The following is a 15191-nucleotide window of genomic DNA, read 5'->3' as shown; positions in this document are numbered from 1 at the left end:
TGATATTTGCGACACGACATTCGAGACCTGACATTGGGCATAAGAGCACCGCACAAAAAAGCCCCCGCTTCTTAGCGGGGGCTTTTTTCGTTGTTGCGACCGTTGTTACGACATTCTGCACTGGCGAAGCGCTTACAGGATGTGGCGGCCTTCGACCGGCGTCAGCTGACCCTTCTTGAGGGTCGGGCCCATCTGGTTGCCGGAGGGCGCGCCCTGCGGGCTTTCCAGCGTGATCACCAGATCGCTGTCGGGGAAGGCGGCCAGATACTCCTTGGGCACCTCGACCTTCATGGTGCCGGAGTGCGGCAGGATGCCCAGTGACATCGGTTCCTTGCCATCCTTGGCCATCAGCCACAGCTCGCAGACCTTGCCGGGGGCCGGCGCTTCGGGCCTGACGGCCTGTACCATCATCTCGCCCGAGTGGGAGGCGTTGACGATCCAGCCGGGGCTGCTGTCAGGGTTGTTGACCACGAACACGTAGTCGCTCTCCATGCCTGCGTTGTGCCCCAGGCTGAAGGTCAGGGTGACTGCCAGCGCCAGGCTGAACGCCGTGGCGGTCATGCCCTGCCACAGGCCCAGGCGACGCCACCAGGGCTGACGGGCGGTTCCCGTCGCCTCGGCGATGCCTTGCCAGACATGGGCCGGTGGCGTGACGGGGGGAAGCTGTTCATTGAACACGTTGAGATGCTCGCGCCAGCGCTCCACATCACGTTGCAGGTCGTGGCTGACGGCCAGCAGTGACTCGAATGCCGCGCGCTCGTCGCGTGTCAATGTGCCGAGCGCATACTCGCCCGCTGCGGCTTCGCGCAGTTCCGGGTCGCTCAGATCAAATGACTCATGCATGTCTTCAACCTCTCGAGTCCACGTCGGACCCAGCTCTTGACGGTACCCAAGGGCTGGTCCAGTTGATTGGCCAGATCCTGGTGGGTGAGGCCTTCGAAGTAGGCCAGTTCCAGGGCGCGGCGTTGATCGTCATTCAGCTCGGCCAGGCACTGGTGGAGTTCACCACTGTGCTGGGCCAGGTCGACATCTGCCTCGATATCACTCCGCCCCGGCATGGCGGCGATCAATTCATCGCTGTCATGCTCGCTGGGTCGCTGTCGACGTATCCAGTCGATGGCGATGTTGCGGGTCATGGTGCCGAGCCAGGTCATCGGGCGGGCGCGGCCGGCGTCGTACTGGCTGGCGGCGGCCCATACCCGGATGTAGACCTGCTGAAGACAATCCTGCGCGGATGCCTCATGTCTCAAGATACGCAGCAACTGAGCGTATAGATGCGCACTGGTCGCTCGATAGAGCTGATCCAGTGCCTTGGCATCCTGCCGGGCGCATCCCGACAGATACTCAATCAGTGCATCATTTCGGGAATCCTGCATGCATGCATTCCAAGCTGTGGGCGCGGTGTCAGGCACCGCTGGACGAATGCGTGTTGCCGATCATGTTGCTCGACAACCAAAGATTATACTGATGCCACTTCAGGCTGATAGCCCTTCTTTATGCGTGCGGGCAACGGTTTGTTGCCGGTTCACGCTTGCGCAGGACGATCTGGAGTGCAAGGATAGGCCTATCACCTTTTTCATCGTCACCACTGGATATCGGCCCGACCCATGAATCAGACCACCATCCACCGCCCGTTCACTGTCGCTGCCTGCCCTTCGGGCCAGGTCGTGATGGCGGCGTGTGCGGCCGGCTATTGGTATTGGTTTACACAGGGGCGCGCCTGAGGTTACGGCGCGCCTGTCTCGTACGGGCTGCCACCACCTTGAAGAACCCCCGGTCGCAGCCACGGCCGGGGGTTCTTGCGTTTCGGGCCTTGCGAAATCCATGACGAGAGGCATGTCACCCTAACGTGCCGACAATGATTGCAGTATGAATGACGAGAGGAATGACCATGCGCACCACTATCCTGACTACCCGCTTTTCTCTTGCCTCCGCTCGGGTCGTGCATGGTTATTGGCGCTGGCGATTTAGCGGCGTCCTGCCTCTTTCCGCTGTCACCGCGGGGCAGGGCGAGCAACACCGGGGTGACGATTCGCGAAGTCCCTGTCTGTCAGAATGAATATTGCGTGATGGAGCCGAGGCTTCATCACAGGAGAGAAGACCATGAACGCCAGCCTTGAACGCGTGTTGACCGCAAACCCGCACACTGCCGACGCCACTGTTGATCCCTTGACTGCCGAGAACGCCACCGTGACCCGCTCTGATGCCGCCCAGACACCGACCACACCCGGACGCATCAGTCGTGAAGCCCTGCCCAGCGCCAGCGAATTGCGCGAGCAGCTGCCGGTGGACGCCGACCTGGCCGGCCAGATTCGCCAGCATCGCGATGAGATCAACGCCATTCTCGCCGGCGACGATGATCGTCTGCTGGTGGTGGTCGGGCCGTGCTCCATCCATGATCTCAAGGCCGCGCGTGAGTACGCCCAGCGCCTGGCGGTGATCGAACCGCAGGTGCGTGATCGCCTCAAGCTGGTGATGCGTGTCTATGTCGAGAAGCCGCGCACCACAGTGGGCTGGAAGGGGCTGGCCTATGATCCGCATCTGGATGGCAGCGATGACATGGCTACCGGCCTGCGTCAGGCACGCGAGCTGATGCGCGAGATCAACCAGCTGGGCCTGCCGGTGGCGACTGAGCTGCTGCAGCCGCTGACCGCCGCCTACCTGGAAGACCTGCTCGGCTGGGCGGCCATCGGCGCCCGCACCACCGAGTCGCAGATCCATCGCGAGATGGCCTCCGGCCTCGGCTGTGCGGTGGGCTTCAAGAACGGCACTGACGGAGGCGTCGAGGTCGCCGTGCAGGCCATCGGGGCGGCGGCGCATGGGCATCGCCACTTCGGCATGGATGACAGCGGACGTCCGGCGCTGATCGAGACCGCGGGCAACCCGCATACCCATGTGGTGCTGCGCGGCGGTCATGGCCAGCCCAACCATGACGCCGCCTCGGTGGCCGCCTGCCGGCGTGAGCTGGAAGGCGCTGGCCTGACGCCGCGCCTGATGGTCGATTGCAGCCACGCCAATTCCCGCAAGGACCACCGCCGCCAGAGTGAAGTGATGCTGGATGTGCTCTCCCAGCGCCTGGCGGGGGATGATGCCTTGATCGGCGTGATGCTCGAGAGTCACCTCAATGAAGGCAAGCAGGCCTTGCCGGCAGCGGAGAAGCTCTCCCAACTGCGTCATGGCGTGTCCATCACCGATGCATGCCTTGGCTGGGAAACCACCGAGCACCTGCTGAGCCTGGCCGCCGAGCGCCTGCGTCAAGTCTGACATCAGGTGTCAGCCACTCGTCACGGCCGAAGATGACTCAGCGCTTGCACGCTATTTGCTGAATTCACCGAATGTCTCTGAGGTCCCCAGCGCCCAACGGTCGAAAGGCCGTTGGGCGCTGTCGTCTCTTGCCTTTGTTGCCCGTTCGTCACGGAATTGTCATCGGGCTCGCGTATCACTCTTGTTGCCTTCGGCATGCCCTCAAGGGGCATGCCTGAACAGAACAACCCGAAACCTGACTACGGGGAAGCGACATGAGCAAGGAAATCGAAGACCATCGCCTGCTTAATCCCAGCAGCAACGAGACGTTCTCATCCGTCATCGAACGACACATCTCGCGTCGTCGTGTCCTGCAGGGCGGCCTGGGCATGGCGGCGGCCAGCATGCTGGGTGGTTTCGGTCTTGCGGGGCTTAGCACCACGGCCAACGCCGCCAGCAATGCTGCGGGCGAGAAGACGGCTCTGGCACTGGCCTTCGAATCGATCAAGGGTTCACGCACGGATGCAGTCGTGGTTCCCAAGGGGTATACCGCACAGGTGCTGGCGCCGTGGGGCACGCCGCTCAATGCCAAGGCACCCAAGTGGAGCAAGGACCTGGCGATGACGCCGGAGATCCAGCTCAACACCGTCGGCATGCATCACGATGGCATGCACAACTTCGCCTTGAACGACGACACGGCCTCCAGCAACTTCCTGCTGGTCATGAACAACGAATACATCGATCAGGATGCTCTGTGGGCACCCAAGGGCGGTGCGACCAATGCGGATTCCGGCAAGCGTCCGGCCGATGAAGTGCGTACCGAGATCAATGCCCACGGCGTGACCATCGTCGAGGTCAAGAAGGCCAGCAATGGCAAGTGGGAAGTGGTGGGCGATTCGCGCTACAACCGCCGCTACACCAGCGCCAGCGAAATGAAGCTGAGCGGCCCGGTGGCGGGCAGCGATTACGTCAAGACGGCCTTCTCGCCGGATGGCATGCGCACCCGTGGTACCAACAACAACTGCGCCAACGGCTACACCCCGTGGGGCACCTACCTGACCTGCGAAGAGAACTGGCCGGGTTACTTCGTCAAGCGCAGCGATCGCCAGCTCGATGACAACCGCATCGGCATCGAGACCGAGCGTGGCCGCTATGGCTGGGAAACCGCCGCCGGGGATGCCAGTGAAGTCGATGGCGAGTTCGCGCGTTTCGACAACACGCCGACGGCAGACAGCGCCGACAAGGATTACCGCAACGAACCGCGGACCTTCGGCTATATCGTCGAGATCGACCCCTACACCGGCGAGCAGGCCATCAAGCGCACCGCGCTGGGCCGCTTCCGTCACGAAGGTTGCTGGCCGGGCAAGCTGGTCGAGGGTGAGCCGGTGGTCTTCTACTCCGGTCACGATTCGCGCAACGAGTACATCTACAAGTTTGTGTCGGACGCCAAGTGGGACGCCGCTGATGCCCGTGGCGCCGGTGACGTTAAGGACCGCCTGGCGATCGGCGACAAGTACCTGGACAAGGGCACGCTGTATGTCGCCCAGTTCTCCGCCGATGGCACCGGCACGTGGCTCAAGCTGACCCCGGACGCCGTGACCAAGGATGGCCGCACCCTGGCCAAGGCACTGGGGCTGGCAGCCGATGACCTGGCCGGCATCATCATCCACACCACGGATGCGGCAGACCTGATGGGCGCGACTCCGATGGACCGCCCGGAGTGGGGCGCGGTGGACCCGGCATCCGGTGAGGTCTACATGACGCTGACCAACAACTCCAAGCGCACCGAAGACGGCACCGCAGCAGCCTTCACCAACGATGGCACCGCCATCGAGGAGCCGGGTGTCGGCTACGCGACGGCACCGACCAACGCGGCCAATCCGCGGGGCGACAACGAGGCGGGGCAGATCATCCGCTGGCGTGAGGGCGGTGACAATGTCGCCTTCGATTGGGAGATCTTCGTGTTCGGCGCAGCGGCCAGCGATGCCGACAACCTGTCGGGTCTGACCGCAGACAACGAGTTCGCCAGCCCGGATGGTCTCTACTTCGATGCCCGTGACGATGAGCAGGGCATCCTGTGGATCCAGACCGACAACGGCTACGAAGGCATCACCGAGGTCACCAATGACCAGCTGCTGGCGGTCGTGCCGGCCGGTCTCGAGCAGGCCGAGGGAGACGCGGCCGTGATCGGTGCCGACAACCAGGCGCAGCTCAAGCGCTTCGCGGTGGGCCCGAACGGCTGTGAAGTCACCGGGATCTTCACCACCCCGGACAAGACCGCGATGTTCATCAACATCCAGCACCCGGCCAACTGGCCGCAGAGCGATGACGCTACCGCCGAGACCGACGGCAGTGTGCGTGCCCGCGCCGCGACCGTGGTCATCCAGCGCGAAGATGGCGGCAAGATCGGCGTCTGATGCAAGTACCTGATCCGATGTAAAGCGAAGCCCCCGTATCGATGATACGGGGGCTTTTTCGTGTGCCCGGATCTAGCGCCTTTTCGCCTGAGAACGCGCGTCGGTCAAACAAAGGAGAGGGCCAACGACAACGGCCCCCACGCAAGCGTGAGGGCCGAGAGTCCAGCGGTCTGTCTTCAGCTCATCTGACCTGCTTTGAGCTGAGCTGCTTGGAGAGCCGACCTTGCCGAGGGCGATCAGGCCTTGGCAGCGTAGGCGAACAGCAGGGTTTCCTGCACGCTGATCGGTTCCGCGTCGCCGGCATCCAGCTGGGTGTAGTGGCCATCGCTTTCCAGACGCCAGCTCTGGCAGTTGTCGACCAGATAGGTGTCCAGGTCCTTGCGGATACGCTGGGCCAGCTTCTTGTCGAGCAGCGGGAAGCAGGTCTCGACGCGGTGGAACATGTTGCGCTCCATGTAATCCGCGCTGGAGCACCAGGTTTCCGGCTGACCGGCATTGTGGAAGTGGAAGGTGCGCGTGTGCTCGAGGAAGCGACCGATCACCGAGCGTACGCGGATGTTGTCGGAAATCCCCGGCACGCCAGGGCGCAGACAGCAGACGCCGCGGATGATCAGGTCACACTGCACGCCAGCCCGCGAGGCGCGGTAGAGGGCGCGAATCAGCTTGGGCTCGGTCAGTGAGTTGCATTTGATGATGATGTGGGCGCGCTTGCCTTTCTCGGCGTTGCGCGCTTCACGGTCGATCATCTCCACCATGCGCTCATGCAGCGTGAAGGGCGCGTGCAGCAGCTTCTCGATATTGCGCTGCTTGCCCATGCCGGTCAGTTGCTGGAAGACCTTGTGGACGTCCTCGCACAGCGTCTCGTTGGCGGTCAGCAGGCTGTAATCGGTATACAGACGCGCCGTCTTGGCATGGTAGTTACCGGTGCCCAGGTGCGCGTAGTGACGCAGCTCGCCGTGTTCACGTCGCACGATATGCAGCATCTTGGCGTGGGTCTTGTAGGCCATCACACCGTAGATGACGATGGCGCCGGCTTCCTGCAGGCGTGAGGCCAGCTGCAGGTTGTCGGCCTCATCGAAGCGCGCCCGCAGCTCGATCACCACGGTGATCTCCTTGCCCTGACGTGCGGCTTCCACCAGCGAGGAGACGATGTTGGAGTCGGCGCCGGTGCGATAGAGGGTCTGCTTGATGGCCAGCACGTTCGGGTCACGTGCCGCCTCGGCGAGCAGGTTCTCGACCGGGGAGAAGGACTGGAAGGGGTGATGCAGCAGGATGTCTTCGCGACGGATCGCATCGAACAGGCTGTTGTCGCCCTTGAGCGCCTTCGGAATACCCGGGGTGAACGGGGCGTAGAGCAGGTCCTCGCGGCCGACGTCGCCGATGACTTCCATCAGGCGGTTGAGGTTGACCGGGCCCTTGACCTGATAGAGGTCGCGCGTTTCCAGATCGAACTGCTGGAGCAGGAAGGTGTAGAGCGCTTCCGGGCAGTTGTCGGCCACCTCGAGACGCACCCCATCGCCGTAGCGGCGAGCCAGCAGCTCGCCACGCAGCGCGGAGGCCAGGTCGGAGACATCCTCGGCATCCACCGAGAGATCGGCGTTGCGGGTCAGGCGGAACTGATAGCAGCCCTTGATCTTCATGCCCGGGAACAGCTCCTGGGCGTGAGCGTGGATCATCGAGGACAGGAAGACGTATTCGGTATACCCCGGCTCGACAAGGCCATCCGGGATGCGGATCAGGCGCGGCAGCGAGCGCGGGGCCGGCAGGATGGCCAGGCCACCTTCACGGCCGAAGGCATCCTTGCCTTCCAGCTCGACGATGAAGTTGAGGCTTTTGTTGACTAGGCGCGGGAACGGGTGCGACGGGTCGAGACCGATCGGGCTGATGACCGGCTGGATCTCTTCCTCGAAGTAATCGCGCACCCAGGCCTTCTGGGTATCGTTCCACTGATTGCGACGACGGAAGCGGATGTGCTGCTCTTCCAGTGCGGGGATCAGGTCCTCGTTGAGCATGCGGTACTGGCGTTCGACCTGCTCATGCGTGATGCGGGACACCTCATCGAGCACCTTGCTCGGCAGCATGCCGTCACAGCCGGGATCGGTGCGATCGAAGGCGATCTGATGCTTGAGACCTGCCACGCGAATCTCGAAGAACTCGTCCATGTTGGACGTGAAGATCAGCAGGAACATCAAGCGGTTGAGCAGCGGATGCGAGGTATCCCTGGCCTGCTCGAGTACGCGGATGTTGAACTGCAGGTTGGACAGCTCGCGATTGAAGTACAGCGCCGGATCGCTGAGATCGGCTTCGGGGGAGGGAGTGGCCTTGGCATGGATACCGGTACGCGTCCGGTTGACGCGCAGGGGCAGCGGTTCCTGAGCCGGCGGCTCATCCGCCGCCAGCTCGATCTCGCCTTCCCGTGGGGTGGATGCTGCCTTGGGGGCAGCATCCTTGTCGCGACTGTCAGCGACTTTCGGCAGGGTCGCCGTGTTGTTGTCGGTGTCTTGCTTGGGCGTCTGTTCCATCATCAACTCCATGATCCCGGTCAGCCGCATCCGCAATGGCCGGGGTTGTCAAAGGCGGTTTTTCTGCGCCAGCAACTCGGCCGCCTGGCGAGCAAAATAGGTGAGGATGCCGTCGGCACCCGCACGCTTGAAGCACATCAGCGACTCGAGAATGACCTTGTCGGCATCCAGCCAACCGTTCTGGAAAGCCGCCATGTGCATGGCATATTCGCCACTCACCTGATAGGCGAAGGTCGGCACTTCCAGTTCACGCTTCACGCGCGTTACTACATCAAGATAGGGCATGCCCGGCTTGACCATCACCATGTCAGCGCCCTCGGCGATGTCCATCGCCACCTCATGCAGGGCTTCGTCGCTGTTGGCGGGGTCCATCTGGTAGGTCTGCTTGTCGGCCTTGCCCAGATTGCCGCTCGAACCGACTGCGTCACGGAACGGGCCGTAGTAGTTGGAGGCGTACTTGGCCGAGTAGGCCATGATGCGCGTGTTGATCAGGCCTTCCTGTTCCAGCATGGCGCGGATGGAGCCGATGCGGCCATCCATCATGTCGGAGGGCGCGATGACATCGGCACCGGCTTCCGCGTGTGACAGCGCCTGCTTGATCAAGGTCTCGACGGTGCGGTCGTTGAGCACGTAGCCGTCTTCGTCGAGGATGCCGTCCTGACCGTGAACGGTGTAGGGGTCGAGCGCGACATCCGTGATGACACCCAGTTCCGGCAGCGCTTCCTTCAAGGCGCGCACGCAACGCTGCACCAGGCCGTTGGCGTTGTAGGATTCTTCGGCATGCAGCGTCTTGGCCTCGGCATCGACCACCGGGAAGAGCGCGATGGCCGGTACGCCCAGCGCGTGGACGGCGCGGCATTCTTCGACCATGAGGTCGATGGACAGGCGCTCGACGCCCGGCATGCTGGGCACGGCTTCACGACGCTGAGTGCCTTCGAGAACGAAGACCGGCAGGATCAGATCATCGGCCGTCAGCTGATTTTCACGCATCAGGCGGCGAGAGAAGTCGTCCTTGCGCATACGGCGCATACGAGTCGCAGGAAACTGGCGCGGGGTACGTTGGCTCAAGAAATGCTCTCCGGGTCGGGTGGTCCGCTCCCGTGATGGTCGCAGGCAGTCTAGGTCTATAATATTTCATTAATATTACAGTGATGCCAGCGGTCATGGGGCAAGGCCGGTCACGTGAGGTGCCAGCAGGGGCTGAACATGACGACAAGGTGTCTGTCGGGCGACGAGAAGGCCTGGCTTGCGGCCTGCAAGTGGGTGGCCCGTGGCGGAAGCCGTCGTCCCTGTGGCAGGGTCAATTGAGTATATCAGCGTTGACTTGTGGCCACAGGCGCAGGAGATGTGTCGCGGTGTCGCGCCTCATGCACGGCCCTGATGGGGCGGGTGTTGGGCCTGACAGACCCCTCCGGACAACTGCGGCAAGCCTCCGGCACCAGAGCCTTGATGACCATGCGAGTGGACGAGGAGCAGCACTTGAGTTGTGCCAGGGCCGCCCATAGTCTTGAGAGGATGCGCAGTGACATGCCTCGCCTGCACGCCTGTCACTGTCTGCCGCGTGGCGGTCGCGCAGCTTCGGTGCCGCTGAAGCGTCTTGTGCTTGGCATGACGCCGGGCATGACGCCTGGCATGAAATCAGGCTCGGCATTCGAATCAGTCACGCGCTTGTATTAGTCTTTTCTGACCTGTCCGGCAATCGCCGCGCACAGCTCATCGTCAATGGAGTAACCCATGACCAAGCAGGTAGCCCTGATCCTATCCGGTTGCGGTGTCTATGATGGCTCCGAGATCTACGAAACGACCCTGACCCTGCTGCGTCTCGATCAGCTGGGCATTGCCTATGAGTGCTTTGCACCGGATGTCGCGCAGCATCACGTGATCAATCACGGCACTGGCGACGAGATGGAGGAGACCCGCAACGTGCTGGTCGAGTCCGCGCGTCTGGCACGTGGCAAGGTGCGCCCGCTGGAAGAGCTGTCAGCGGACGACTTCGATGCACTGATCCTGCCCGGTGGCTTCGGCGCCGCCAAGAACCTCAGCAACTTTGCCGTCAAGGGCGAGGACCTCGAACTCGTCGACGGCCTGCAGGACGCGGTACAGCCCTTCCACGCGGCCGGCAAGCCGATCGGCGTGATGTGCATCGCCCCGGTGATGGTGCCCAAGCTGTTGGGTGAGGGCATCTCGCTCACCATCGGCAACGACGCCAGTGTCTCCGGGGCGATCAGCGCTCAGGGCGGCCTGCACAAGAGCTGTGAGGTGACGGATATCGTGGTCGACGCCGCCAATCGTATCGTCACCACTCCCGCCTACATGCTGGCGGAGCGCATCTCCGAGGCGGCCGAAGGCATCTTCAAGCTGGTCGAGCGTATCGACAGCTGGATCGAGGAAGACCAGGCGCGTGCCGCCGAGCAGGACTGACCTCGACACGCCGATGCGTCTGGCGTGATAGCGCGCGCCTGGTATGAGCAAGTTCCTCAGAAAGCCCTAGAAACAAAAAACCCTAGAAACAGAAAGCCCCGTCGGTTCACCGGCGGGGCTTTCTGTTTTGATGCTTTGATTCTGATGCTCTGTTTCTGGCGCCCTGTTTCTAATGCCCAACTGCTGGCAGCCACGTTCAGGGCGCTTCCTGCGATGCCTCATCGTCTGAGACCGCACGCCGACGCTTGAAGAGGCGCGAGGCCAGAATACCGACCTCGAACAGCAACCACATCGGAATCGCCAGCAGTGACTGTGAGATCACGTCCGGCGGTGTCAGCAGCATGCCGACCACGAAGCAGGCGATCACGATGTAGGGACGCTTCTTGCTCAGGGCTTCCACGGACGTCGCGCCAGTCCAGATCAGCAGGAAGGTCGCGATGGGGATCTCGAAGGCGACCCCGAAGGCGAAGAACAGCTTGAGGACAAAATTCAGATACTGATTGATGTCCGTCATGATCGCCACGCTCTCGGGGCCCGTGGTGGTGAAGAACTGGAACAGCAGCGGGAAGACGACATAGTAGGCGAAGGCCGCGCCGGCATAGAACAGCAGGATGCTGGAGGCCAGCAGCGGCAGGGCCAACGCCTTCTCGTTCTCGTAGAGGCCCGGCGCGATGAATGCCCAGGCCTGATGGAGCACGGCGGGAATCGCCAGGAACAGCGCCACCACCAATGTCAGCTTGAAGGGCGCCAGGAAGGGCGAGGCCACTTCGGTGGCGATCATCTGCGAACCCGGTGGCAGCAATGCCATCAGCGGTTCGGCGACATACAGGTAGATCTGGTTGGAAAAGCCGTACAGCGCGGCGAAGACCACCAGCACCACCAGGGTGGCGCGCAGCAGGCGTGAGCGTAGCTCGATCAGGTGTTCGATGAGCGGCGCATGTGCGGCGTCGCCCTGACCACCTGACGGTGAGGCATGTGGATCACTCATCAGGAACGTGGCTCTCGTGATTCACGGGTGTCGGAAGCAGTGCTCGGCTCGGTGGCCGGCGCACCATTCTCGGCAGGACGGGGGCTTGTCTCAGCGCCGGAAGCGCCTGCATCGCGGGGCGTGCTGGACTCGGTGATGCCGCGCTCGACATCGCGTGCCTCGTTGCGCGCATGAGCGAGCGTCTCATCGAGCTGCTTCTTCTGCTCGTTGAGCGTCTGACGCAGTTCCTCGGCTTCCAGCTGGGCACTGATTTCCTGCTGAATGCCCGAGACACTGCGCTTGATGCGTCCCAGCCACAGACCCGCAGTGCGGGCGGCCCGGGGCAGACGCTCCGGGCCGAGCACGATCAGCGCCAGCAGCGCGATCAATGCCAGTTCAAAAAAGCCGATATCGAACATGCGGGTTACGAGCGCTTGTCAGCGGTATCGCGGCTCTCGGCCTCGACATCGATGGTGTCGCCACGCTTTTCCTCATGCGCGACCTTCTGCTGGGCTGTCGGCTCGTCGCTCTTGTTCTCTTCTTCCTTCATCGCGCCCTTGAAGCCCTTCACGGCACCGCCGAGATCAGAGCCGACGTTGCGCAGCTTCTTGGTTCCGAAGATCAGGATGATGATGCCGAGCACGATGAGAAGCTGCCAGATACTGATGCCACCTAACATGGGGAATTCTCCATTTGGGCCGCTGACACCGGGTCATTGGGCCTTGAGACTTGCAGGGTGCTGGCACCTCTGCCGGAAAGCCGGCTTGCGCCGGAATAATATGGGTCCTTCACTGGCCGCGAGCGGCCTTTTCATCATGGCCGGAAACACCGAAGCGGCGCGCCAGCTCATCCAGCACTTCCTGATGATCCAGCCCCAGATGCGACAGCATGACCAGTGAATGGAACCACAGGTCAGCGGTCTCACCGATCACTGCACGCTGCGAGTCCACGTCGTCGTGAGCGAAATCCTTGGCGGCCAGTACGGTTTCGGTCGCCTCTTCGCCAATCTTCTCCAGTACCTTGTTGAGGCCCTTGTGGTGCAGGCTCGCGACATAGGAGGAGGTCGGGTCAGCGTCGCGCCGTTCTGCCAGTACCACTGACAGACGGTTGAGAATATCACTCATGAATCATCATTCCTGAAAGCTTGGGTCTTGCGTTAAATCATCGAGTTCTGCGCTGACGGCACATCTTGCACGGCAAACGGCACGGCGTGGGCAGGCGACTCAGGATGCAAGTGTTATATGTCATTCATATTGCACTGCGTCCCATGGGGCGGCAAGTGTCGTTGCGCGCCGGGCCAGTCAGGCCATCATGTCTGCCTGCGGCTAGCGCCACAGCAATAACACGATTCCCAGTCCTGCGCCCACCAATACCGCCGCGGACTGGGTCTCCGCCCAGGCCATCAGGGGCTGCCAGCCGAAGGCGATGGCGAGCAGCAGTCCGCCGGCACGCAGGCGCCAGCCGGTGCTGGAGGCGTGGTTGACGCGGTCCCGCAGGGTCGCCAGTGCTTCGGTCTGGCGCTGGCGGGCGCGATGCTCGTCCTCGATGCGCTGCATGGCCTGGAAAGCCATCGCCGGCAGCTGGGGCAGCTGATGTGACAGCTCCGGTGCCTGCTTGACCATCTCGGCCCAGAACGCCTTGGGGCCGGCGCGCTCCTTCATCCAGCGCTCCAGATAGGGGCGGGCGGTGGCCCACAGGTCGAGGTCCGGATACAGCTGGCGGCCGAGGCCCTCGATGTTGAGCAGTGTCTTCTGCAGCAACACCAGCTGTGGCTGGACTTCCATGTTGAAGCGGCGCGCGGTCTGGAACAGCCCCAGCAGAACCTGGCCGAAGCTGATGTCCTTGAGCGGCTTCTCGAGAATCGGCTCGCAGACGGCGCGGATGGCGGCGGCGAATTCGTTGGCGCGCGTGCCTTCGCCGACCCAGCCGGACTCGATGTGCAGCGCCGCGACCTCGTAGTAATCCTGGCGGAAGAAGGCCAACAGGTTGCGGGCCAGATAGTCCTGGTCCTCGCGGGTGAGGCTGCCGACGATGCCGCAGTCGATGGCGATGAACTGCGGGTCGTGCGGGTTCTCGCGCGAGACGAAGATGTTGCCGGGGTGCATGTCGGCGTGGAAGAAGTTGTCGCGGAATACCTGGGTGAAGAAGATTTCCACGCCGCGCTCGGCCAGCTTCTTGAGATCGGTGCCCTGCGCGGTCAGCTCCTCGATATCGGCCACCGGGATGCCGCGGATGCGTTCCTGCACCATCACGCGGCGGCCCGTCAGTGGCCAGTGGATGGCCGGGACGTAGAGCAGCGGCGAGTCGAGGAAATTGCGCTTGAGCTGGGAGGTGTTGGCGGCCTCCTTGTGCATGTCGAGCTCGTCGAACAGCGTCGCTTCGTAGTCGGCGACGACTTCGACCGGGCGCAGGCGGCGGGCCTCCGGTGAGGCCTTCATCAACAGGCGCGCGAACATGTAGAGCAGGCCGATATCCTTGCGCATCACTTCCTCGATGCGCGGCCGTATGACCTTGACCACCACGTCCGAGCCATCGTGCAGGCGTGCGGCATGTACCTGGGCGATGGAGGCGGAGGCCAGGGGTTGGGCCTCGAATTCGGCGAAGGCTTCCTCGACCGACATCTCGAGTTCCTGCTCGACCAGCTCCCGCGCGACCTGGTTCTCGAACGGTGGCACCTGATCCTGCAGGCGCTTGAGTTCGTCGGCGATGTCCGGCGGCAGCAGGTCGCGGCGCGTCGAGAGCATCTGACCGAACTTGATGAAGATCGGGCCGAGGGCCTCGAGCGCGAGACGCAGACGCTCGCCGCGCGTGCGTCTTCCGATGGGGAACAGACGCAGCGGCGACAGCTTGAGCAGCGGGCGCAGCAGGGCCGGCACGCGCCCCGGCGGCACCAGGTCGTCGAGGCGGTAGCGGGCGATGACCCACAGGATGCTCAGCAGGCGATAGAGTCTCACGACGGCTGGCACTCCCGCTCGGCAGGTTGATGAGAGGTGGCGGCCTCGAGATGACGGCGCAGCCGCGCCAGACGCGCTTCGGTGCGATCCAGACACTGGGTCAGCTCGGTCAGCTCGTCACGCGCGACGCGCATCTGCGCCTGACCGGGCAGCCAGCGCACTTCCTCGGTGAGGTACTCGCGCAGGTCCAGTTCCAGCTCGCGGCGACTGATCAGGCCGAAACGCCCGAGACTGCGCAAGCCGGTGGCCAGGCTATGGCCGGGGGCTTCGCCGAACCACTCACTGAGCGCGCCTTCCCAGTCCAGATCGAGGTCCATCACCAGGTCACGGGCGCTCTCCAGCAGATGGATTCGCCCACGCACGGCCAGGCGGCCCTCGAACATCAGGCGCTCGATGGGCTCGCCGGACAGCAGGGCGGCGGCGGTCTCCATGTCGAGCTCCACCACCACGTCGCCATCGCTCTCGTTGGCCTGGGGCAGGCGCAACAGGTGCAGGCCCTGCAGGTCGAAATGCACGAGCAGGTCAAAGGCGGGGCGTTCGACACGCACCAGCAGGCGTCGGCCTGCCAGTGCATTCAGGCGCGACGTCGAGGCCGGGTCGCGAGCCAGCAGCTGATTCAGCGTCCGCTCAGCGGTCGCCAACAGCAGGGGGGTCAGCAATGCCATGA

General features: G+C 63.2%; 13 protein-coding genes. 3 read left to right on the top strand and 10 right to left on the bottom strand.

Annotation, left to right across the window (positions count from 1 at the left end; translation table 11 throughout):
- Positions 1-132: 132 nt before the first annotated feature.
- Both NH396_RS12795 and NH396_RS12790 read right to left on the bottom strand, forming a co-directional pair.
- Complete coding sequence (locus NH396_RS12795; RefSeq protein ID WP_176678034.1) at positions 133-843, bottom strand: anti-sigma factor; 711 nt, start codon at positions 841-843, stop codon at positions 133-135.
- On the bottom strand, positions 822-1376 hold the full coding sequence (locus tag NH396_RS12790) for a sigma-70 family RNA polymerase sigma factor (protein ID WP_176678033.1): 555 nt from the start codon (positions 1374-1376) through the stop codon (positions 822-824). The genes NH396_RS12795 and NH396_RS12790 overlap by 22 nt, the downstream gene beginning before the upstream one ends.
- 727 nt (positions 1377-2103) lie before the next feature.
- Here NH396_RS12790 and NH396_RS12785 point away from each other — a divergent pair.
- Positions 2104-3264: a 3-deoxy-7-phosphoheptulonate synthase gene (locus NH396_RS12785; protein ID WP_253064163.1), complete on the top strand. Its 1161-nt coding sequence runs from the start codon at positions 2104-2106 to the stop codon at positions 3262-3264.
- 254 nt (positions 3265-3518) lie between these two features.
- Positions 3519-5660, top strand: coding sequence for a PhoX family phosphatase (locus NH396_RS12780; protein ID WP_253064162.1), 2142 nt, complete (start codon positions 3519-3521; stop codon positions 5658-5660).
- Positions 5661-5896: 236 nt separating this feature from the next.
- Here the strand turns inward: NH396_RS12780 and ppk1 are convergent, their stop codons facing one another.
- Both ppk1 and hemB read right to left on the bottom strand, forming a co-directional pair.
- The gene (gene ppk1 / locus NH396_RS12775) at positions 5897-8182 is read right to left on the bottom strand and encodes a polyphosphate kinase 1 (protein WP_253064161.1); all 2286 of its coding nucleotides are present in this window, start codon (positions 8180-8182) and stop codon (positions 5897-5899) included.
- Positions 8183-8230: 48 nt separating this feature from the next.
- Positions 8231-9250 carry a porphobilinogen synthase gene (hemB, locus tag NH396_RS12770; RefSeq protein ID WP_253064158.1) on the bottom strand — a complete coding sequence of 340 codons (1020 nt, stop codon included), beginning with the start codon at positions 9248-9250 and terminating at the stop codon, positions 8231-8233.
- A 666-nt stretch (positions 9251-9916) separates the two neighbouring features.
- On the opposite strand from hemB, the gene elbB reads away from it, so the two are divergent.
- Positions 9917-10603, top strand: a complete 687-nt coding sequence (elbB, locus tag NH396_RS12765; protein WP_253064156.1) for an isoprenoid biosynthesis glyoxalase ElbB — start codon at positions 9917-9919, stop codon at positions 10601-10603.
- Positions 10604-10799: 196 nt separating this feature from the next.
- Here the strand turns inward: elbB and tatC are convergent, their stop codons facing one another.
- From tatC to NH396_RS12735, 6 genes are all read right to left on the bottom strand, one after another.
- Positions 10800-11591, bottom strand: coding sequence for a twin-arginine translocase subunit TatC (tatC, locus tag NH396_RS12760; protein WP_253064154.1), 792 nt, complete (start codon positions 11589-11591; stop codon positions 10800-10802).
- A complete protein-coding gene (gene tatB / locus NH396_RS12755) occupies positions 11591-11989 on the bottom strand; it encodes a Sec-independent protein translocase protein TatB (protein ID WP_131432769.1) in 399 nt (132 codons plus the stop codon). The genes tatC and tatB overlap by 1 nt, the downstream gene beginning before the upstream one ends.
- A gap of 5 nt (positions 11990-11994) precedes the next feature.
- Positions 11995-12249 (bottom strand): Sec-independent protein translocase subunit TatA, encoded by a 255-nt coding sequence (gene tatA / locus NH396_RS12750; RefSeq protein ID WP_176678028.1) that lies wholly within the window; start codon positions 12247-12249, stop codon positions 11995-11997.
- Positions 12250-12358: 109 nt separating this feature from the next.
- The gene (locus NH396_RS12745; RefSeq protein ID WP_043332980.1) at positions 12359-12694 is read right to left on the bottom strand and encodes a phosphoribosyl-ATP diphosphatase; all 336 of its coding nucleotides are present in this window, start codon (positions 12692-12694) and stop codon (positions 12359-12361) included.
- 201 nt (positions 12695-12895) lie between these two features.
- Positions 12896-14524 (bottom strand): ubiquinone biosynthesis regulatory protein kinase UbiB, encoded by a 1629-nt coding sequence (gene ubiB, locus NH396_RS12740; RefSeq protein ID WP_253064153.1) that lies wholly within the window; start codon positions 14522-14524, stop codon positions 12896-12898.
- The gene (locus NH396_RS12735; RefSeq protein WP_253064151.1) at positions 14521-15189 is read right to left on the bottom strand and encodes an SCP2 sterol-binding domain-containing protein; all 669 of its coding nucleotides are present in this window, start codon (positions 15187-15189) and stop codon (positions 14521-14523) included. Before NH396_RS12735 ends, ubiB begins: the two co-directional genes overlap by 4 nt.
- Positions 15190-15191: the final 2 nt, after the last annotated feature.

The organism is Cobetia sp. Dlab-2-AX (genome assembly GCF_024124625.1).
Lineage (GTDB): Bacteria > Pseudomonadota > Gammaproteobacteria > Pseudomonadales > Halomonadaceae > Cobetia.
This window is presented reverse-complemented; position numbering and strand designations above follow the sequence as displayed.